24 protein-coding genes and 1 pseudogene are annotated in these 20,975 nt (G+C 41.2%); 7 read left to right on the plus strand and 18 right to left on the minus strand.

The window, feature by feature from the left end:
* A pseudogene (locus QZY09_RS07690) lies at positions 1-578 on the minus strand (hypothetical protein); the annotation flags it as partial.
* Between the two features lie 193 nt (positions 579-771).
* Here QZY09_RS07690 and QZY09_RS07695 point away from each other — a divergent pair.
* Positions 772-2,061 (plus strand): hypothetical protein, encoded by a 1,290-nt coding sequence (locus QZY09_RS07695; protein ID WP_295670545.1) that lies wholly within the window; start codon positions 772-774, stop codon positions 2,059-2,061.
* 172 nt (positions 2,062-2,233) lie between these two features.
* Here the strand turns inward: QZY09_RS07695 and phoU are convergent, their stop codons facing one another.
* The 8 genes from phoU to QZY09_RS07735 all read right to left on the minus strand — a co-directional run bounded on the left by phoU (position 2,234) and on the right by QZY09_RS07735 (position 10,436).
* Positions 2,234-2,920, minus strand: a complete 687-nt coding sequence (phoU, locus tag QZY09_RS07700; RefSeq protein WP_295670547.1) for a phosphate signaling complex protein PhoU — start codon at positions 2,918-2,920, stop codon at positions 2,234-2,236.
* A gap of 109 nt (positions 2,921-3,029) precedes the next feature.
* A complete protein-coding gene (gene pstB, locus QZY09_RS07705; RefSeq protein WP_295670550.1) occupies positions 3,030-3,788 on the minus strand; it encodes a phosphate ABC transporter ATP-binding protein PstB in 759 nt (252 codons plus the stop codon).
* Entirely contained in the window at positions 3,770-4,612 is an 843-nt protein-coding gene (pstA, locus tag QZY09_RS07710; RefSeq protein ID WP_295670553.1) for a phosphate ABC transporter permease PstA, read from the minus strand. Before pstA ends, pstB begins: the two co-directional genes overlap by 19 nt.
* 4 nt (positions 4,613-4,616) lie before the next feature.
* Entirely contained in the window at positions 4,617-5,534 is a 918-nt protein-coding gene (gene pstC / locus QZY09_RS07715; protein ID WP_295670555.1) for a phosphate ABC transporter permease subunit PstC, read from the minus strand.
* A 235-nt stretch (positions 5,535-5,769) separates the two neighbouring features.
* A complete protein-coding gene (gene pstS / locus QZY09_RS07720) occupies positions 5,770-6,819 on the minus strand; it encodes a phosphate ABC transporter substrate-binding protein PstS (protein WP_295670558.1) in 1,050 nt (349 codons plus the stop codon).
* Between the two features lie 42 nt (positions 6,820-6,861).
* On the minus strand, positions 6,862-8,310 hold the full coding sequence (locus QZY09_RS07725) for a hypothetical protein (protein WP_295670561.1): 1,449 nt from the start codon (positions 8,308-8,310) through the stop codon (positions 6,862-6,864).
* 572 nt (positions 8,311-8,882) lie between these two features.
* Positions 8,883-9,878, minus strand: a complete 996-nt coding sequence (locus QZY09_RS07730) for a DUF6515 family protein (RefSeq protein WP_295670564.1) — start codon at positions 9,876-9,878, stop codon at positions 8,883-8,885.
* A gap of 171 nt (positions 9,879-10,049) precedes the next feature.
* On the minus strand, positions 10,050-10,436 hold the full coding sequence (locus tag QZY09_RS07735; protein ID WP_295670567.1) for a hypothetical protein: 387 nt from the start codon (positions 10,434-10,436) through the stop codon (positions 10,050-10,052).
* Between the two features lie 292 nt (positions 10,437-10,728).
* Between QZY09_RS07735 and QZY09_RS07740 the strand changes: the two genes are divergently transcribed.
* On the plus strand, positions 10,729-11,358 hold the full coding sequence (locus QZY09_RS07740; RefSeq protein WP_295670571.1) for a DUF47 domain-containing protein: 630 nt from the start codon (positions 10,729-10,731) through the stop codon (positions 11,356-11,358).
* A gap of 134 nt (positions 11,359-11,492) precedes the next feature.
* Here QZY09_RS07740 and QZY09_RS07745 read toward each other — a convergent pair whose 3' ends face one another.
* The 3 genes from QZY09_RS07745 to QZY09_RS07755 all read right to left on the minus strand — a co-directional run bounded on the left by QZY09_RS07745 (position 11,493) and on the right by QZY09_RS07755 (position 13,486).
* Positions 11,493-11,855: a helix-turn-helix transcriptional regulator gene (locus tag QZY09_RS07745; protein ID WP_295670575.1), complete on the minus strand. Its 363-nt coding sequence runs from the start codon at positions 11,853-11,855 to the stop codon at positions 11,493-11,495.
* Between the two features lie 539 nt (positions 11,856-12,394).
* Complete coding sequence (locus QZY09_RS07750) at positions 12,395-12,793, minus strand: hypothetical protein (RefSeq protein WP_295670577.1); 399 nt, start codon at positions 12,791-12,793, stop codon at positions 12,395-12,397.
* Positions 12,794-12,985: 192 nt separating this feature from the next.
* A complete protein-coding gene (locus QZY09_RS07755; protein WP_295670580.1) occupies positions 12,986-13,486 on the minus strand; it encodes a GNAT family N-acetyltransferase in 501 nt (166 codons plus the stop codon).
* A 187-nt stretch (positions 13,487-13,673) separates the two neighbouring features.
* Between QZY09_RS07755 and QZY09_RS07760 the strand changes: the two genes are divergently transcribed.
* A complete protein-coding gene (locus QZY09_RS07760) occupies positions 13,674-14,549 on the plus strand; it encodes a carboxypeptidase-like regulatory domain-containing protein (RefSeq protein ID WP_295670583.1) in 876 nt (291 codons plus the stop codon).
* Positions 14,550-14,552: 3 nt separating this feature from the next.
* On the opposite strand, the gene QZY09_RS07765 is transcribed toward QZY09_RS07760, so the two are convergent.
* From QZY09_RS07765 to QZY09_RS07775, 3 genes are all read right to left on the minus strand, one after another.
* A complete protein-coding gene (locus QZY09_RS07765; RefSeq protein WP_295670586.1) occupies positions 14,553-15,329 on the minus strand; it encodes a DUF5995 family protein in 777 nt (258 codons plus the stop codon).
* A gap of 589 nt (positions 15,330-15,918) precedes the next feature.
* Positions 15,919-16,380: a hypothetical protein gene (locus QZY09_RS07770; protein ID WP_295670589.1), complete on the minus strand. Its 462-nt coding sequence runs from the start codon at positions 16,378-16,380 to the stop codon at positions 15,919-15,921.
* A gap of 653 nt (positions 16,381-17,033) precedes the next feature.
* Positions 17,034-17,735: a S24 family peptidase gene (locus QZY09_RS07775; protein ID WP_295670591.1), complete on the minus strand. Its 702-nt coding sequence runs from the start codon at positions 17,733-17,735 to the stop codon at positions 17,034-17,036.
* 238 nt (positions 17,736-17,973) lie between these two features.
* Between QZY09_RS07775 and QZY09_RS07780 the strand changes: the two genes are divergently transcribed.
* Both QZY09_RS07780 and QZY09_RS07785 read left to right on the plus strand, forming a co-directional pair.
* A complete protein-coding gene (locus QZY09_RS07780; protein WP_295670594.1) occupies positions 17,974-18,147 on the plus strand; it encodes a hypothetical protein in 174 nt (57 codons plus the stop codon).
* 220 nt (positions 18,148-18,367) lie between these two features.
* The gene (locus tag QZY09_RS07785; RefSeq protein WP_295670597.1) at positions 18,368-18,799 is read left to right on the plus strand and encodes a hypothetical protein; all 432 of its coding nucleotides are present in this window, start codon (positions 18,368-18,370) and stop codon (positions 18,797-18,799) included.
* A gap of 113 nt (positions 18,800-18,912) precedes the next feature.
* Here the strand turns inward: QZY09_RS07785 and QZY09_RS07790 are convergent, their stop codons facing one another.
* Complete coding sequence (locus QZY09_RS07790) at positions 18,913-19,125, minus strand: hypothetical protein (RefSeq protein ID WP_096350251.1); 213 nt, start codon at positions 19,123-19,125, stop codon at positions 18,913-18,915.
* A gap of 69 nt (positions 19,126-19,194) precedes the next feature.
* On the opposite strand from QZY09_RS07790, the gene QZY09_RS07795 reads away from it, so the two are divergent.
* A complete protein-coding gene (locus tag QZY09_RS07795; protein ID WP_295670603.1) occupies positions 19,195-19,347 on the plus strand; it encodes a hypothetical protein in 153 nt (50 codons plus the stop codon).
* A gap of 101 nt (positions 19,348-19,448) precedes the next feature.
* Positions 19,449-20,201 (plus strand): L,D-transpeptidase family protein, encoded by a 753-nt coding sequence (locus QZY09_RS07800; protein WP_295670606.1) that lies wholly within the window; start codon positions 19,449-19,451, stop codon positions 20,199-20,201.
* A 33-nt stretch (positions 20,202-20,234) separates the two neighbouring features.
* Here the strand turns inward: QZY09_RS07800 and QZY09_RS24715 are convergent, their stop codons facing one another.
* Together QZY09_RS24715 and QZY09_RS07805 are read right to left on the minus strand one after the other, a co-directional pair.
* On the minus strand, positions 20,235-20,732 hold the full coding sequence (locus QZY09_RS24715) for a CPBP family glutamic-type intramembrane protease (RefSeq protein ID WP_367119187.1): 498 nt from the start codon (positions 20,730-20,732) through the stop codon (positions 20,235-20,237).
* A complete protein-coding gene (locus QZY09_RS07805; protein WP_295670610.1) occupies positions 20,687-20,938 on the minus strand; it encodes a hypothetical protein in 252 nt (83 codons plus the stop codon). The genes QZY09_RS24715 and QZY09_RS07805 overlap by 46 nt, the downstream gene beginning before the upstream one ends.
* Positions 20,939-20,975: the final 37 nt, after the last annotated feature.

Consider the following 20,975-nt stretch of genomic DNA (forward strand, 5'->3'; position numbering starts at 1 on the left):
AGTCTTGCATTAAAGTCAGACCACGGCAAATAGTCCATCGGTACTCGTGTATTACCCCAATATAAGTTAATGTTCACTATGTCTAAAACCGTGTTGCCAGAACTCGGTGATAACGGTGAACTGCCCATCAGTTGCGTTAAAGCAGCGTAACTAATGTTTTCACAATTACCTACATAAGTAAGTTGTGCCGTACCATCTGCAAATGCCGTAGTTGGCGGGTAATTAGAATAGTTATTAGTACCTGAAGCTGGGTAAGCAGGAGCAGTAGAACCCGATGTTCCTGCTGTTGTATATTGATAAATAAAAATGTTGCTAAAGACAAACGTGTTTAATGTAACAGCCGTATTAGCCACCCAAATAGTAGGATTGGCAGGAGTTGCATTATTAATAGTTGATCCTGGTGCAACTTGACAAGGGGTTTGAGCTACAACAATTTCTCGCAAAGCACCCGTATCACGAACAACACGCTCCCGTGCTGAATTGATGTAATCAGTTAGCTGTTGATCCGTATAGAAGTTAGCATTGGCATCATGCAGAAGCCTACGGACATCGGTAATGTAGCTTGAAAGCGTTGCCATCTAAATTCCATATAAATTGTTTAAGCTAATTTAAGGATATTTCCCCCTGCCTTCTTGGAAGTTGGCAAGGGTACTTTTTCCACCAACGGGGATAACGATTGGTCTTTTTTTGGTGGCTCGGAACTAATTTCCCATTGCGCTAATATTGCTAACGCATCTTCAAGGTCATTTGTGGTTTTACACCATCCAAGCCGTGCCAAGTATTTCTCTTTGTCCGGATCATCAATACCAAAAAGTAGCCTTTCGTTTTTTCCTGCTATTTTTTTTATTGTATGTATTTTTCAACCCTAACGGTGTCATTCCGTTTACCGATAACCTTTTCAATTATTATATCCTGCCTTTTCATACGCTCATCCCCTGGCTGGCAAAACATATTTTGCACCTTGCAAAGCCTATTACCATTTTTACCAATGGCAGCGGCGATACCACATACGATTATGTCATTATCCTTTTTATGGCCTTTGTTTCGGGCGTTGGTACAGTGGTTTGGTCCATCACCGGCAGAAATACGCCGCATTATAATAAATTGCTCTATTGGCTCACGGTTATTATACGCTATTACGTGGCCATTACTATGGTTACCTATGGTAGTGTTAAGGTTGTAAAGCTGCAATTCCCCACGCCCTCATTAAGTAAACTGGTTGAACCGTTGGGCAATATGTCGCCCATGGGCCTGGCATGGAACTACCTCGGACTGTCAACCGGTTTTAATTATTTTGCCGGTTTTGCCGAATTAACCTGCGGACTGCTGTTGTTTTTCCGCAAAACTACTACCCTTGGCGCTATCATTGGCCTGGTAGTGGCCGGCAATATTATGGCCATCAATTATTGTTTTGATGTACCTGTAAAACTCCTATCCACCTTTCTGGTGCTGATGTGTATGTTTTTGCTGATAAAGGACCATATACGACTCATCAACTTCTTTTTCTGCAACCGCGAAGCATTACCCGCTAACCTGTCGCCGCACAGGTTTAAAACACGGTGGAAAAATATAACCCTTAGCGTAATTAAATATACAGTGGTAATTTATGTAGTTTTTGGCGATCTGTACAGCGCCTATAGCGCCGGCAAACAATATGGCGACAAGGCCAAACGCCCGCCCTTGTATGGCTTATACAAAGTAGAATATTTTGTAAAGAACGAGGATACCCTGCCCCCTTTAACCGCCGATACGCTGCGCTGGAGCAAACTCATTGTAAGCCAGTATGAAGGAAATGTACAAATAAATTACATGAATGACAGTCTGAAATATTTCGCTATAAAAACGGATACCATGAAACACCGGATCGTTTTTAATTCCTACGTGGACACTATTCATAAATTCACCTTTACCTACACCCTTCATAAGCCGGGAGTATTGGTCATTAATGGCAAATGGAAACAGGATTCGCTGCATATCAAATTACACAGGGTTAACGAAAAAGATTTCCTCCTGCTAAAACGCGGCTTCCATTGGGTTAACGAATATCCGTTTAACAGATGATCAATGGTATCCTGAGGCGCCCGAAGGATACGATTTCAAATTAAAAACTTACTAAACAACAAAGGCGGATATTACTATCCGCCTTGCCCTCATTACTAATAATCAATGTAAACCTACCTGATTTTCTTTCTAAAAAAATCTACTATACAATTCTAAAATCGTAATTCGTAAATTATTCCTCTCCTTCCAGCAAACGTTTGCCGCTTTCCTGGTGTTTTAATATTTTGGCTTCTACGTAAAATATGATCTCTTCGGCAATGTTTTTTGATTGATCGCCCACACGTTCCAGTTTGCGGATAATGGAAAGGATATAAAGCGCTTCGGGCAAATTGTTGATGTCAGCCCTTATCAGGTCAGCTATCACGTCAGGAGCCTTTTCGTTAATTTCATCCAATACATCATCGCGTTTAAATATGCTGCGTGCAAGGGCGGTATCTTCTTTTTCAAAGGCCATCCTGGTGTCGATCAATATATTTACTGATTCATCGTACATGCGTAACAACTGGGTGCTTTCCAATTTTTTGGCGTCAAAATTCTCGATAGATTCAATCACATGGAGGGCTATACCTGCAGCAATATCACCTATCCGCTCCAAATTGGTATTTATTTTTAGCGCGGCCAGCAAAAACCGCAGGTCAACAGCTACCGGACAGTATAATGCAAAAATATTTTCGCAGTCCCTGTCAATCTTTAGTTCAAAAGAGTTTACGCGTTTTTCTTTGATCATCACCTCGCGTGCAAGGTCCTTATCAAAAGTAACCAAAGCTTCTTTGGCCTTGTTCATTTGCGATTGAACCAGCATCCACATGCTAACCAACTCTTTTTTTAACGCGGTAATTTCGGTTTCTAATGGTGTCATAATTGTATTTTAAAAATTGTTGTAAGGTTGTAAGGTTGAAAAGTTGGAAAGTTTTAAAACGCATTCAATAACGTTACAACCTTTCAACATTTCAACTTTCCAACAAAAATTAATTAAACCTTCCTGTTATATAATTCTGTGTGCGTACATCGCTTGGCGCGGTAAACATCTGTTTGGTATCATCAAACTCAACCAGTTCGCCAACATAAAAAAACGCTGTTTTATCACTAACACGGGCAGCCTGCTGCATATTATGTGTAACGATGATCAGCGTATATTTTTCTTTCAGTTCATGAAATAACTGTTCAACGCTCGAGGTAGATATAGGGTCGAGGGCAGATGTAGGTTCGTCAAACAAAATTACTTCAGGCTCCATGGCAATGGCGCGTGCAATGCACAACCGCTGCTGCTGTCCGCCTGAAAGGAAAGTACCCTTTTTATATAGTGAATCTTTAACCTCGTTCCACAACGCGGCAGAGGTTAATGATTTTTGTACAATGTTGTCCAGGTCAGCCTTGGGCACTTTTAACCCATTTAATTTATAACCGGCAATAACGTTATCATAAATACTCAGGTTGGGGAATGGGTTTGGCCGCTGAAACACCATCCCAATTTTATACCTTACGTAAATAGGGTTCATGGTATAAATTTCATCCGAATATAATTTCAACGAACCTTTTGCCGTAGCGCCCGGTATCAGTTCGTGCATGCGGTTAATACAACGTAAAAAAGTTGTTTTACCGCAACCTGATGGCCCCATTACTGCAATACACTGGTTTTTTTCAATATTGATCGTCACGTCCTTCACCACGTGATTATCGCCAAACCAGGCATTAAAATTTGTAGCGCTTACAACTGTATTTTCCATTTTCTTGTGATCAGTTTTGTAACTATGTTTAAAATTAATACAAACATTAATAATATAAATGAGGCGCCCCAGGCCAAGTCGTGCTGGTCATCATAAGGGCTGGTAGCATACGTAAATATCAGGTGGGGTAAACTTTCCATGGCTCCCCTAACATTGGTCGTTAAATAGTTACTGCCCAAAGCAGTAAACAAGAGCGGGGCGGTTTCACCAATGATCCGGGCAATGGACAAAATGATCCCCGATAAGATCCCGGCAAAACCGCAGGGAACGATCACCTTTAAAATTACCCGATGATAAGGCACGCCTAATGACAGTGCCGCTTCCTTAAGCGATGGCGGCAATAGCAGCAGCGTTTGCTCGGTTGAACGGATCACTATCGGCAGCATCATAATAGCCAGCGCAATACTACCCGATATAGCCGAAAACCCAAAGGGCTTTACAATCCAGAAGTAAACTACAATACCCATAACAATGGAAGGTACACCTTGTAAGATATCAACACATAAACCACTGTAGTAAGAAAGTTTGGTGCCCGGGTTTTCGCTCAAATAAATACCGGCCAAAATACCAACCGGGATGGCCACCAGTGATGACATGCCCACAATAAGCAAACTGCCCACAAGCGCGTTGGCAATACCGCCGCCTTTTTCGCCTTCAGGGGCGGGCACATGGGTTAAAAAGTGCCAGTTAACCTGCATTACCCCCTGTTTTATAATGTATAGTAATACAATAATTAAGGGCAGGGTTACCACAAAGGCTAAAAATATAATGAATGATTTAAATAAAATACTCTTGGTATTTCTTATTCCTATTCGTGCATCCATGTGGTTAGTTGTTAGTGTATTTGGTAATTATCCTTTTGCCTATAAGGTTAATAATAACCGTTACAAAAAATAATACTAAACCAAGTTCAATAAGGGCCGATAAATATAACGCGTGGTCGGCCTCAGCAAATTCATTTGCAATAACGCTGGCCATAGTATTACCCGGACCAAAGAAAATATCTTTAAAAGTATTGGCAATAGCGCTGGTATTACCTATCAGCACAGTTACGGCCATTGTTTCGCCCAGGGCGCGACCTAATGATAACAGGATACCTGCAAACAGTCCCGAACGGGTATAAGGTAATATAACACTGCGGATCACCTCAAAACGGGTGGCGCCAAGCGCATACGCACCCTCTTTTAAAGGTGATGGCACCATGCGGATCAATGAGGTGCCCAAAGCCGCTGCATAAGGGATGATCATTACTGCCAGTACCAGCGAAGCAGTGAAAACGCCTACCCCATAGGGGGTTACATGTATGGCTGTTTCCAGCTTCCGTACTTCAGGTACCAATACAAATAATGCCCAAAAACCATAAATAATGGAGGGCACAGCTGCTATCAGTTCAATGGTGTTTTTCAAAAGGTCAGATAGCCAGCCTTTGGGATTATATTCTCCCAAATAAATAGCGATAGCATAGGAAAAAGGTATCGAAATGATAAGGGCGGTGAACGACGTTAATAAGGTACCTATTAAAAACGGATAGGCGCCGTAGATATTATTTACCGGATCCCAAACCTTACCCCACAAAAACTTTACCCCGAGTGACTTGATAGAAGGCCACGACTCAACAATCAACGTAAAAAAAACGCCCACTACAAGCAGCAGGATGATGGCACTCATCACGATCAATAAACGCTTAAAAATGGTTTCCCATTTCATCTGACTGTATGATAGATCCAGTCTTTTATTTTTATCCATAATATATCAGTATTTACGGGTATTCGATTTTCAGGCAAATGTCGCTTTTTATCCTGTTAATTTTTAAAAGTATATGCTGTTAATTAGCTGGTTGCCAGATTTTTTTTTACAGGCTGGCTATACAACAGAATTACCAGCCCCTTTTATTAAGGGTACTGGTAATTTTGTTTATTTTGATCATTTACGGCTATGGATTTTTAAGGATCAACAACCCGGTAATCCGATCGTTTAATAATTATAATATTGATTTACCATTGTAAGTTGCAGATTTTAAAATCTTCTCAGCAACTTTTACAGCTGATTTTGAAAGCGGTGCGTAGTTTAACGGCGCGCATTCTTTTTGTCCATCGTGGATGTTATACCACAATAACTCTAATAATTGTTTTGCTCTTTCAGCTGAACGGCCACCGTAGTTTTGTTCTTTATAGATCAGCGCCCAGGTAAAGCTGGTGATAGGGTAACCTTTAGCATTATCAGTATTGGTTAACGATACTTTTGAATCAGCAGGTAAAGTTACGTTGCTCGATAAAGTAGTGGTTTCCAAAGTTGGCGTAATATATTTACCTGATTTGTTTTGAACAGATGCATAAGGCATGTGGTTTTGGATAGCGTAAGCTAACTCAACATAACCAATAGCGCCCGGAGTTTGTTTAACCAAACCTTCAACACCAGCGTTACCTTTTCCGCCTAAACCGGCTGGCCAGTTAACAGCACCTGCTTTGCCTACTTTTTTTGCCCAATCTTCGTTAACTTTAGTTAAAAAGTCGGTAAAAATGTAGGATGTACCACTACCGTCTGAACGGTGAACAACAACTATACCCAGGTCAGGCAATTTAACACCAGGATTAGCATCAGCAATAAGCGGGCTGTTCCACTTGGTTATTTTACCCAGGTAAATATCGGCAAGGTCTTTACCGCTTAACTTTAAACCTGTTGCAACACCAGGAACGTTATAAGAAACTACAACAGCGCCTGAAGCCATAGGGATATGCAAAACCGGTACACCGATCTTTTTGTCCTGCTCATCATTTAAGGGAGCATCAGAACCGCCAAAATCAACGGTTTTGTTGGTAAGCTGTAATATGCCACCACCTGATCCGATTGACTGGTAATTTACCTTTACATGCTTTGCAGCGTCATAATCGGCAAATATTTTCGAAAACAGGGGATAAACAAATGTACTGCCTGCGCCTAACAGGGTGTTATCCTGTGCTGAAGCTGACTGTGATAAGCAAACACTGGCTATGGCCACTACTGCTAACTGTAAACTTTTAACTACTTTCATGGTTGGTTTCTATTTTTAATTTTAATTTTTTGTCCCTTGATATTATTTACCAAAAGTAAAGAAGAAGGTAAACCTAAATACTAAGGTATGGTCAGGGGCAACATAACCTGTTGTTGTAGAAGTCCTTTGATCTTTGTAATCAACTAACCAAAGGTTTGGTTCGAAGTGTACGTTTTTGTAAGGTGTATAATCTAAACCTGCAGTATAAAACTGTTCTTTAACGGTTGGGTTATATGAACCATAGTTGGTGTTTCCTGAGTAAGAATCAGCAGCATTAAATTTAGTATCAGGATTGTAAGTATCGTAACGTGCAAAGTAGTTAAGGTTTTTAGCTAAACCGCCTTTTACCCAAATTGACAGGCCTTGTGCAGTTGCATCCTCAACACCTTTAGTTGTTGAATTGGTAACACCATTGGTAAAGCTTTGTGTGTAAGCTTCAACACCAATTGTAATAGGTTTAGTGTTGTAGGCAGCAAATATTTTAAACATATTGTGTTGCTGACCGCCAATTGCAGCAGTTGCAGGAGCAGTTTTAGCAGCATCAGCATAAATATCTAAAAACAATTTCTTGTCGAAGAATTTTGCCCACAAATCGCCATAAACTATTTTATAGAAACCTGTGTTTGCACTGGCTGCTGATAATAAGCTGGCCTGGCTGTTGTTGCCTAACATTACCACGTAACCAAAGTTTTTAGTTGCCGGGTCAAATGTTCCCTGTAATGATGCACCTAAATCGTATGAGTTGTTTTTGTGGAAATCGGTGAGGGTTTTTTCAATTGAACGGTAACCCCAGGTTGCTTCTGATAAGCTGGTTGGGCCGTTGGTACCTGCTTCGTTTAATGCGAAACCAGGGGTGCTTTGCATACCGATCACAAAGTCAGTTCCTGTCCAAAGGTCTCTTACCCTTAAGTTTGCATTTTTTATCCACAATGCCATTTTGCCGTCAACCAGGTTGTCGCCATTTTGGATGGAAGTACCTGATGCAGCGTTTGTATTTGCACCAGGCTCTGAAGCCAACAAGAATTCAGCTTTGAATTTCTTGGTGATCTCATAGTCGTATCCTAAATAAACACGACGGAACTGGAATGCATTTCTGTAAGTAGGTACGCCTGAATAATTGGTTTCGCCACCTCTTTTGCTTAATGCACCTGCGCCGGCTTCAGGGATGCCTGTTGCACTAACGAAATCGTTATCTGCATGTGCGGTGTAATAAAAATCACCGAAAGTATAACCCCAAACTCTTCTTTGTGGTTTCCATGCGGTGTCAGGATCGGCTGCTTTTGCTTTTACTTCGGTAGTTGCAGCTGTTGCAGCAGGGATAGTTTCGGGTTTGTAATCAGCATGTGAAGCTGTAGTTGTGCTTTTAACAACAGTTGCTGGTGTATTGCCATTATCTGCTAACGAAGTAGACTGGGCATTGGCCGAAAAGCCTATCACCGTTAAACCTGTTAGTAAGGCTGCACTAAAAAGTTTTGTAAACGTTTTTTTCATTTTATTGAGGATTAAATAATTTATGCCCCAAAGGTGCGTACGCTGCATTATCTTAATGTTAAGGAATGATTACCCTTTGATGATATTATGTAAATGTTAAATACATATACCAAATCCTTAAAAAAGCAACTAAATGGCATTTTAAACGATTTAAATTTTCATAATATATTAAAAGTCACCAGTTTAAACCAAAAGTTAAACCATTAGTCTTTGGTAACATAAAGTTAACATTGGGCTATTTTCAGGGAGGGTTAAGTTAACAGGCAGTGTTTTTTGTTAATATTAAATGTGATTTTGTGAAGCGACGCTGATAGCCTGAACAGGTGTATTTGGCTGCTTTTTATACTCAAAAAGACTAAAAACAGTCTGCCTTTAATCCCCTTTAACCAGAACAGTTAATAAATAAAGCCGGCGCAAAAGATGCCAAACGGCCTAAAAAAGCATAAACCGGCATCAGCAATAAAAAAACTTGCGCCATTTGGCCTGTGACGAAGCTTGAAAAATATCAAAAAAAAAGCGCAGTTAACCTTAGCCGGTTAGCTGCGCTATAAGCATTATAAACGCAACAGCTATTATTGCCCGTCGTCATCAAGCCCGACGATCTTGTACACGGTATTATTGCCACTGTCTTTTGTTTCCTGGTAGTAAATGCCATCTGCCGAAACAAAAAAGGTTGCGCCGTTAAGGTGCACCTTGCGGCAATCAGGCGGCAACTTGGTAACTATGTCCCCTACTTTTGGCACTATAGCATCTGCCCCGGTGTTTCCAGTATTCAATTCACCGTCTTTTCCGGTTACTTGGTAAACCAGGCTGCCATCATCTTTGGTAAGCAGCAAATAGTAAACGCCATTCAACTCATAGTACTGCTCGCCATTAATAACAATTGACTGTGCCCCTTTTGGTAAACTCGTAATCTCGGCACCAACAGGCGGCTCAACCACGGTATATTGATCATTATTGTATTGATAAAAATACCCTTCGCCGTAATAGTACTCAGCATTACCCCACCAAAATGGATAACAGCCATAGGGTAAACTCCAGTACCAAAGCCCCAGGTAGGGGTAATATAAGTTGCCATAGTAGCCCCGGTTATAAAAATAACCATTATGCCGGCCCCATCCGTACCTTCCTTCATCGCCGCCGTGCCCGTAAAGGCCGCTGCCATGATAGGCGTTTACACTGTAACGGGTTCCGTTTACACCTAACCTGGTGGTATTATAGCCACCACGCACTCCAGTGCGCTGCCCGTTTCCAATATTACTACGTTGCCCTATAACGCCTCTTGGTTGAAAACCGACGCGCGGCGCATAGTTTCCACGGGGGGCATACCCTCCGCGGGGGGCATTAAACGAAGCCCCGCCTGACGGCCGCCCCGAAAAGCCGCCGCCCATACGGGCGCCACCGCCTGAAAAGCCCCCACCTGCGTGGCCGCCACCCGAAAAACCACCGCCACCGCCTGCACGGCCGCCGCCACCTGCTCCGCGTTGGGCCACTGCTGGCCCCACCATTAATAAGCACAAACCTATACCCATACAGGTTTGCACCAAATACTTACTTATGCTTTTCATTTTATTTGAAATTAAAATATCGTTGTTATTATTGAATATCAAACTAAAATCCCTCATGCAAAAACCATGTTTAAATGCAGGCAAAAAACAAACCTAAGTCCATCAAGCCAATTCAATTACAAATACTATATATATAAGGTGTGTTATTGAATGGCGGCCTGCGGTATAGTATCAAATTCTTAATGAACAAAAATTGAGGTGGGCGTACCGCTTTCTGCTTAAAAATAATAAGCCGGCGCAGGCTTCACTTTGGGTAAAATCCGACCGCCTAACGCTACTGATCAGTACAAACAAAAAAACAGTTGCAGCGGCCTTAAAAAAGATTGCAAGATTTTGCCTTTTTTCGATAATAGTCTTGCTGGTTCGATGAAAAAGTATTGCTGAACTATTGGCCCCATTATACAGCCAGTAGTTCGCTGCTTTAATGGCGCTTTGACGGCCTGTTTGGTGCTTATTATATTTAGGCAGTAAGAACAGGTTAGATAATGAAACGGCCAGGTACATCATCATTAATGATAAAGCTAAACGTTCCTTTATTTTAACTCCTGCCTGTTTCACTACCCTTAAAGTTACTATTATTATAACCCTAAAAAGCAAAAAAAGTTTAATAAACACTTTTATGCTACTATGCTTATTTTAACGATTTTACAGCGGCACTTATTGCTCCGTAAAACGGTATTATGCCTTGTATAAGCATTTAAAAGGCGAAAAATAAATTCAGGATTACCTGCAATTGCCCGGCCCTTCATTAGCACAGCCAAATTTTATTTAATATTAAAGGTAAACTTAATGCCTGCTTAACATTGCAGCGTTAATTTTGGTTTGAAGTGGAAATGCAACAATGGGCAATATGCTAAGTAATTTTTTAACCAACCGGGCCTTATTTTTTGATCAGTTTGACCTTGCCGCCAATAATGTGGTTGAAATGGCCAGACTACTGCAAACGGTTGTGGAAACTGACGACCGCTCAGATCTGGAGGCGATGTATGAAAAGATCAATAAAAAGGAAAGCCTGGGCGATGATATTACACACAAGATCAACCTTTACCTCAATAAGATAATTTTCCCGCCGTTAACCCGGCCTAATATACACGCGCTGGCATCGGCGCTTGACGATGTGGCCGACGCTATACACGAAGCCGGGGGCCGTATGTACCTTTATGCGATAGATGAATTTTCACCGGCCATTAAACAGATCGCTATTATTATATTAAAGGCAAGCCTGGAGGTGGAAAAAGCAATAAAAATACTAAGGAAAACAAAAAAAACCGGCGAACTGCCGATGATATGCCGCCACATTAAAAACTATGTAAACATGGCCAACCAGGTGTACTATCATGCCGTGGCCGATTTGTTTGCCGACGAAAAAAACGCCATTTCACTGATCAAATACCGCGAGATCCTGCTATCGCTTGAAACATCTGTTAATAAATGCAAAAGCGTAACCGACGTATTGGATACGATTATGATAAGTGGATGAATTTTTGAGGTGAAAGGTGAAGGGTGAAAACTAATAAGTAAAAGGTAAAAAACTATAATGCCTTAAAAGAGATAATTGTTAAAAGTAAACAAAAAAACCTTTGACCTTTCGGCTTTTCCCTTTAACCTACTTAATTATCCTGCTTTTTGCTGCTGCAGTTGCAGCTGGCTTTTAAGTTCGTTCATTTCAAGCTCGTAGGCACGCATGCGGGCATGCAAAATATCCAGTTCCGTACGCATCATCTGAATTTCGGTGATCAGCTTGGCCGATTCGGGTTTATTGATCTTTTTTTCGCCGGTGCCGATGATCAGCCACTCGGGAGAGTATTTTAACTGGAAACAAAGCTTTCGGATGAGGTAATAACTAACATCCTGCTTTTTATTGATCACTTTGCTGATAAAACCCTGATCGACGCCGATGGCATTGGCAAGGGCAAGCTGGCCGCCATGCTCTTTTACAATTACCTTTATCCGTTTTACCAGTGCTTCGTCAGACATTTGGCTGCAATAATAAAACAATTTGTTGTATTAGGTTATAAAAGTTGCAATAAGTTGAAGCGGGTAAAGCGTCATCTGGTCATTGGGTCATTGGCTATCGGAGAAGATTAGCGGGTTGATGGATTGAAAGTTGTTCATCATCTGCATAACTTTCCGCCTCTCTTTGCGGTCTCAGCGGTAAAATTTAACCGCAAAGGGCGCCGGGAACGAAGGACACGAAAATCGCTTTTAAATAAAATGGTGATAAAGAAATATATTTGCTATGGGGGCAACCACAAAGGACCGCTGATCTACCCAACAAATAAAGAATTCTAAATAAAAAAGTCAAAAAGAGATTTTCCTGGCACAAACCATTAAGGAATGATTTTAAATAAAAGTTTTTTGAGATCGACTCCTTTACAACAGTTACACCACTTACAACTTTAACCAAAAAAAAAGTTGTAACACCTGCCGATATTACAACCACCTTTAACTAAACTATTAAACCTAAACTATATTAACTAAACTCCTTTTTTTAAGCCCCTACAACTTATCCCAAACTAGCATGCCGGCTCAAAAGATCCGCCCTGGCTTTGAACCTGCTCAAGCAGCTCATCAAGTTTTTGATTATAAGCTTCGATGGAGATCTGCCCGTTGTTATATTTTGACGATAACAGTTTAAGCTCCTGCACTTTTGAAAGCCTGTTATTTTCTGATTGCGAATTGTAGATATTGCTCATTGATGCAGCACCGGCCATATTTTGCGGCACATCGTCAAAACGAAGCGCTGTTTTTAAGACTCCGATCTTCTGCTCTGTAGATTTCAACATAAATAACGGCGGCACATTCCGCGTTTCTTTTAAAACGGTATTTACCTTAACTGTTTGCTTTTTATCAAACTTTAATATTAACGTAACGATTACGACACCTGTTAGCGAAAAAAAGAATAAGAATTCCATAACTGCAAAAATTATATCAAACCAACATTTTGATTCTGGTATATTTTTACGTTACTAACTGCCTGATGGTTATGCTTTTTGTGAATATTTTTTTATTGGTTCATGGTTGATAGGTCATAGCAGTAAGCGGATTGTTGATATTAATAGCCCGATTCTTATTATTTTAGCAGTGTTTTGTCCATGAACCATGAACTACACCCGCTTCTCGTAGCAATAAAAGCGCAGTCCTTCGCGAAATGCAAGGCCTATTTCGCCAGCAAACACGTAGCCCAGCTTGGGGAAAAGGCGCTGGGTGGCCTGGTTGGCGGTGTTGGTGTCAATCCTCAATACATTTATGCCCTTTGTTTTGGCTACTTCTTCGGCTTGTAATAACAATGCTGCTGCTATGCCTTTACCCTGGTGTTTGGGGCTTACCGCAAGGCGGTGGGTAACAATAGATGGCTCGTTTAAATCCCAGCCCACATCTGCATACTCGGGCGACTGATCTGTAGTAATAGCTGATACCCCGCCTATTTCGCCATCAATAGCAGCAACCCATAATTGTTGCAGCGCAATATCCTGTTCAAAAACCTCAGCATTGGGGTACTTGTCGTCCCATTGAAAATTACCTGTGGCGATCATTAAGGGCACCACTTCAGTAATCATCTGTATTATTTGGGGGATATCGTTAAGCTCGGCAAGGCGTATCTGCATTTTTAGATCTTTAAAAACGAAAGTATTTTAATTGGACGAGAACCGGAAATTAAAATAGTTATTTAGTTCGGCAACAGGGTAGCCAGTTACTTCGCCTCAACATACAAACAAACCGTTAAACCCAGTTAAATAACGTTAAATACTGTTAATCAATTTGTTATAATTAAACAATATTTTACATTTGGGTATGAAACCCTTTGTACCCTTACTGCTCTTGTGGCTTATCATAGCGCCCTTTAACGGTTTTTCGCAAAACAAACAAGCTGCTGCCCTCCGGCGTTTACAAGGGATAGTTACCTCAGCCGATGACAAACTATCTTTAGCCTATGCCAGCGTTGGATTACTTAACAAGCCTGTGGGTACTATTGCCGATTCGGCCGGGCATTTTGCCCTGACGCTTAGCCCCGAAAACAAGGGCGACACCGTGCGAATAAGTATGGTTGGATATTTGCCATTAATGCGGCCCGTAAGGGAATTTGAGAACAGTGGCGAAACCATCGTAATCAGGCTAACCAAAAAAATAACGCAGTTGAACGAGGTGAAAGTAAGCAACCTGTTTAGCCATGCTGTAATTGTAGGCAAACAAACCACCGGCACTATGATACAGGCATCTATCATACCCAAAGGCGACAGCGCGCCAACCATCGGGGCTGAAACGGGTTTTAAATTACATGCGCCCCGCTACCCTGCTATGTTTGATAATGTAAACTTTTACGTATCGGCCAATAATTTTAAGTATATCAAATTCAGGCTGAACATTTATTCGCTCAAAAATAATTTGCCGGATACCCTGCTATTTAATAAAGAAATACTGGTGAGTTTGAACAACTACAAAACCGGATGGTCAAAAATCGACCTAACCACCGATGCCTTAGTTATTAATGCCGATTGTGCCGTTACGCTGCAATGGGTTGATTACAATAAGGATATGCTAAAAGGCCCCCAGGTACTGATGCCTGCAGGCCTTTCATTTTCGCATATTAATTATTACAGGATGGCCAGCCAGGACAAATGGAAAACGGTAAAAGGTAACCTGAGTGTTTACGTAAGCTTGCGGGATTAAAACCTATCCCACCACGATCTTCGCCTTCACTCCTTCATGCATCGTTTTAATAATCCGCGCAGCGTTTTTCCATTCAAACAAATGGATGAGCCAGATAGTAAACCTTATGAAACCTTTATTATTGATGAGGCTGCCACCGAGTTTAAAAATGGTTTCGTCGCGGGCGGCAATGCAGGCGTCAAAATCGGCTTTTGTTGTCTTAGTAGCCAGGTCTTCGGCAAAGCACCAGGCGCCGTCCCGGGCGTTATCGATACTAAACTGGATCAGGATATTGGCATGGTTGCCCGCATGCAGCCCCAAAAGCGAAAGCAGCGGCGATACCCGGTCAATTTCGTTTAAAACCTGGTAGGTTAAAGCAGAGATGATGGTATTGATATTATCAAAATCGTTGTGAATAGCTTCCAGTTCGCCGTTTGATACCTCCACGGCGGCAATGCCCAGGTCCAGGTTGATATGGGCGCTCATCCCCAAAAACAATTGCTGCAACACCAATAACGATGAATTATTGGCGGCATCAAAAGCAATTTTCCACGACGAGGTTACCGGCTGCCCCGTTTTCCATGCGTTTAAAGCATCAAGGTAGCGGCTGGCAAAAATTACATCCAGTTTTTCCATCCGGGGGCCGTTTTCAAACTGCCCTTTTGCTATACCTGCTTTTACGCCTGCCGTTACCTTATAATATAGGGCCGCAAAATAACCCAGCCGGTTATTGGTACGGATGCTTTCAGCAATTATGGTTTCCAGTTGCTGCAATACATCATCAATATTTTGGGCGGGCATGGGTACGTTTAGGGTTTCGGGTATGTGGGTTACAAAATCACTCGTTGTTAGGATCTTTTAGCACATAATATGTTTTGTCACAACTGTTGCAATAGTACCGTCGTTTTTTTGAAAATGGCCTGAAGAGTTTAAAAACGAAACTTCGGTGCACCTTTTGCACAAAAGGATTTCCGCATTTAGGGCAATTGGGGTATGTCATAACTACTAATTTGTGACATAAAGCTACCTGTTTTTATTAAAAATCATAATAAAATTTAAAAGATCGCAATTTAAAGGCAGCAGGAATTGCTCACCGCATTAAGTATTACCGGGTACGGTATTTGGCTGCTTGCTGTTTAAACTGAACTGCAACTATCTAGGCCAGCAAAACCAGCAAGGTATAAACACCAATGTTTTGAAATAGGTTGCCGGCGCTTAATTCATTTAAAATGAAATGGATAATCTGGTAAAAGGTCATTGGTTATAAACTAGAAAGAAAATTAAACGCAACAATGGCAGAATAAGTTTTATTAATATTAAAATAATTAATACTAAGTAACACTTTTTTTACAAAACCACCCATATTTAACCGGCGTTTACATATCCATATTCAGGAGGGGTCGGTTGAGGTAATCTGCTCGAAATAAGCCAGGGTAGTGTCGTAAATTTCATCGTCATTGCCCTTTATCCAGCGTAAGGGAATGGCGATCTCGGTACCATAGTCAGACTCAAATTTTAATGTAATTTTCATGGTCGAGGCGCTGCGGCCCCCAAGCAACGTAATCTCTTTAATATCCACCCAATCGATGCTGATATCGCGGATATAATCGCTGATGCCTTCATCATCCAGCTGCAGCGCGACATCGCGTTTTATGGCAGGGATCAGCCTTTTTGTAATGATGACAACGGATAACCCAATAAACACCATTCCGCAAAAACCATACACCGCCCAAATCAAAACAGAATTAACCGCCAGCACGTTTCGTAATAACAGCAACATTAATATTGCCATCACCGCAAGCGTACCCAGGCTAAATCTGAAACTGTATGGGTATTGTGTAGGTTCGAACATGGAATAAATGTAGGTATTTAGTCCGAAAAGTCAGTAAAGTCCGGAAGTAAAAATAGTTTTAATTTTAATCCGAAAGTCGGGAAAGTCCGAACGTAGAAAATGCCTTGAATGAGTTTGGAAGGCGGGAATTTCTGCGGTACAAGGGCAACCACAAGGGATTGCCCCTACGCCGTTTTCGATAACGACCGGTCGGTTTTAAAAAAACAGATCTTATGTAGGGGCGATCCCTTGTGGTCGCCCTTGTATTATCCAAAAGTCAGGCAAGGTCTCAGGTTGAATTTTTATTGTATTTTGGAAAAAATAAATTAATTACCCCAATTATTATGAAAACGAGGGATATGAAATATGAATCTAAACCGATTCTTCCTGAATCTCCTTCTATTTCCGGGTCATTCAATTCCCGTAAAAAAATAAATAAAAGAACTCCGATAATTATAAAAAATGCACCAGCGATAACTCTGCCTACCGTCCAAGACTTCAAATTATATTATGCTTATAGCCAAACCTTGTCTTGATAGCGTTTTAAGGTTTAACGTAAAAAAGCCACTTGTTAGTCGGCTTAAATGTATAAATAAGATATTTCAAAATCAATCCGCCAACCACACAACTCCCCTACTCCTACTCTCCACGGCAGCTACTTTCGGACTTTCGGACTAATGGTTATGCTTCTTATGAATATCCTTCACCAGGCACAGTTTTTTAATGTCGGTTATTTTTATGACGAAGGGGGCATATTTAAGGCGGTCGCCCACCAGTTCTGTTACGTTGTCTGAGTGAGCTATTACTTCGTCGGGGTTGTCGCCGGCTAGCAGTCGTTTGTACATGCGGTAGTCGCCCCACTCAATATAATATACCTCGCCAGGCAAGATCTTTTTATCGTGGATCACCTTTAGCGCCACCCAGCAGCCATTCTCAAGGTACGGGTACATGGAGTGGCCCCAAACCGGCAGGGCGAAGTCACAATCCTCAATCCCAGGAAAATTCATATGCCCAACGGGTTCTTTATCATTTATATCGTTATAAACCTCAACGCCTGTAGCAGTAGCCGTAATCTCGAACATAGGGATCCCTGCCGACAGCCTGCTGACTGCTGTATTTTCAGAATTATTTGTATTTTTTTTACCACTTAAGAATTCGCTGTATTTTTCTTTAAAAATCCTGAATTTTTCAGGATCTATATTTTGCCTGTTCTTTATAATTTCTGTAATTGAGCTGGCTGAATTGTAACCCAGGGCCTCGGCAAGCTGCGCGTTGCCAGAAAAAGCTTTCCCTCTTAGCTGGTTATAAAGAATGATAAACTCCAGCGTTTCGGGCCTGATAGTTTTTATCTTATTGGGTTTCAGCGACTCATCCATGATCTTAAATTATTTTTAAATTTTTCTTTACTATTATAAAGATTTTTCTTTATATTTGTTCTGTAATAATTCACTAAAGTAAACAAATTTTTATAAATACAAATATGATTGGTAAAGAATTTAAAGATTTTTTAGGAGGGAGTTTTGTGCCCACCTAACAGAACCGGAATAACCTTTCTGAACAATAAATACGCATTAAACATCTTTCGGACTTTCCGGACTAAATAAACTAAACCCCATGCACCTTGCCTATTCATCTATCAGCACAGCTATACAACACCAACAGCAGGAAAACAGCCTGAACGAGCGGCAGCTCCGTTACCTGGCCTACCTGGTAACCTGCCAGAAATTCCGCCGCGAAATTGCGGCCATACAGAAATACCTGCCCGGCTGGGCGCCTGAGTTTAGGTAGGGTAGTTGATGGTTCATAGTTCATAGCAGAACGTGGCGCCAAAAGAAACTATGAACCATAAACAGGATAAGTTCATGGTTGCTGGTTCATAGCCGAATGTCACTGCCAAAAACTATGAGCCTGCACTCTGAAACCATGAACAGGATAAGTTCATCGTTCATAGCAGAACGCGACATCCAAAAACTACGAACTACGAACTATTAACTATTAACTATTAACCATGAACCAAAAAATGATACGCATCAATCAAAAACTAAAAGACAAACTAAGGTGGCTCGTAATCTCAGTTGATTACGACTATAGCCGCATCTGCATTGCCGACCACGACATGAACAGCGAAACGCTTACGTTATGGCTGGAGGACAAACAGGATTTCAAAAACTCGCTGGACGACTGCCTGCAGCTGGAGATCCCGGCTAAGCAATTTGCCAAAATAATAAAGGAAGATAACTTGAACAGTTTCATCGGAAGTAAAATGCACCCTTCAAAAAAATACGTTTACCGGGCTCGCATAGAAATCAATGAAGCGCTGGCCTGGTATAACAACGATGCCACAATAGCGGAACAAGGCTGGGCAAGGGAAGCAGTACTAAAACAATTGCTGACACAATTAATAGAGACAGAAGCGCATGGAATTGAAGAGTGGATTTGATAGAAGCCTGAAAGCCCGGCAAATCTAAAACAATAATATTTGTGTTTTTTTATGCCATTTACCATATTAAACATAAATAGACTTTGAAATACCATGGCTTTTCCCGTCTCCCCCTACCCTTCCGCTTCGTCAGCAAAAAGAAGGATATCCTGGTGAAAGGTATCGCGTTTAAAACTATCTCCGGCAAAGTAAACAACGTTAACCAGTTCGTCGCTTTCGGTAAATTTTCCGGGGGTATCTTCGGTTACAAGGTAGCCTTCAACTATCATCTGCGGCCCGTCGGTTATTAAAATAACTACGTCGCCTAAAACAAATTTCTTTTCCATGGTGCAGGTGTTTGTGCTGTAAAATTAACAACATCCATCCATTAACTGACAATTAAATATTAATAATATATGACTATTAGCAAAAATCCAAAAACCTGGTTCGTACTGCTGCTATTAGCAGTAATTTTTAGCATGATACTGATCATCATCCATCATTACCATTCGGATGCTTATTACCAGCAGAGAATTGATAATCATTCGGAGATTGTGGATACGTTATGAGATACTTTATCTAAGTAAACTTAAAAATTGCTAAGTTTACTTTTAACAATGAAAAGTAAATTATAATTTATTGGGGTTTACTTTTATTTTTAGTTCGATATATGAAAAAGTTAACACGTTTATTGCTGCCTTTTGTATGCTTCAGCATGGCGGCAACAGCAAGCGCCCAGGGTACAACAGCAAGCCTGCCAAAATCAAAGCAGCTAATGGTGGTAGTTACAGACGGATGGAACAACCTGCAGGGTAAAATATTTGTATTTAACCGTGTTAACCACCATTGGGTGCTAAAATTCAGCAATGCTATTGTGGTAGGCACTGCAGGGCTTGCCGTTGGCGATGGCATTATTCCGTTTAACCTGCCTGGTGCCCCGGTAAAGCACGAAGGCGACAAACGCTCGCCAGCCGGTATTTTTACCATCGGCACGGCCTTTGGTTATGGTGATAAAAAGGATGCCACCTGGATAAAGGACCATTATGTATGCGCATCTGATACACTGATCTGTGTTGATGATGCAAAATCGGGCTATTACAACACCCTGGTACGGAAGGATACCGCAAAAACCGCCTATAACAGTTTTGAGGAAATGCATATGAAAAAAGACTATTACAAATGGGGCCTGTTCATCAACCATAACTCTGGCAAAGTAGTTCCGGGCGATGGCTCCTGCATCTTTATGCACATTTGGGGCAATGCCACCGAAGGCACCGACGGTTGCACCGCCATGACCGAGGCCAACATGCTGCGCGTACTGCACTGGATCAACGCCAAAAACAATCCATTGCTGGTACAATTCCCGATAGTGGAGTACAAAAAATTGAGGAAGGCTTATGGGTTGCCGGCGGTGAGGATTTGAGCAAATAGCCGATAAGAACGCGATATCGAAGGGCTAAAAATTCATTCTTCCCAACGACTGTCGCATTAAACATGCAAATATCACATCTATCAATATCCGTGTAACTATTAATATTTTTATGTTATGATATTTTTGGTAGTGTATCCCGAAAAAAATCCCAGAAAAAAAATCTTTAATCAGCCATTTCAAGCTGTTGCCTCTAAAAGGGAACAAAGCATAAATCATCGAAGAGCAAGTTATTGCGGCGATTTTACTTTTGAAAATAATATTCATTCTCGGCATTAAATAGCCCCGAAACATAAGTTCTGCTGCTATGCTCCAGCTAGTAACGCATAGCAGAAAAACGATTATATTCAAATGATACCATGCCAAAACCAGGTGCGCGAAGTGTTTGCTGAAGGGTTGGCTCCATAGTTCCTGCCACTGTAATTTTTTGGGAATTTCCGATAGATCGTTCCCCGGCAACTGTAATATGAATAAAGCGATTATCGATAGAATAAAAACAACCAGCCGTCTTGTTCTTCCGGCCATATCAAAAAAGGACTTTTTTCAACTTTTAAAGCATAAATATAAAGCACAGCAAGCGACAGGCAGAACATCAAATAATGCAACGCAACTGTTAAAACTGTATTTTTAAAATAATAAAAACCGAGGTAACAAACCACCGGGTAAAAAAGCAGCGCGATAAGGATTCCGCCCATCAGGCTAAGGATTTGTTTTTTACCGGTAATCTCCAACGTTAAGGATTTAGTAAGTGTAAATAAGGTTAAACCG

Origin of the sequence: uncultured Mucilaginibacter sp., from assembly GCF_903913935.1 — a bacterium.
GTDB lineage: Bacteria > Bacteroidota > Bacteroidia > Sphingobacteriales > Sphingobacteriaceae > Mucilaginibacter.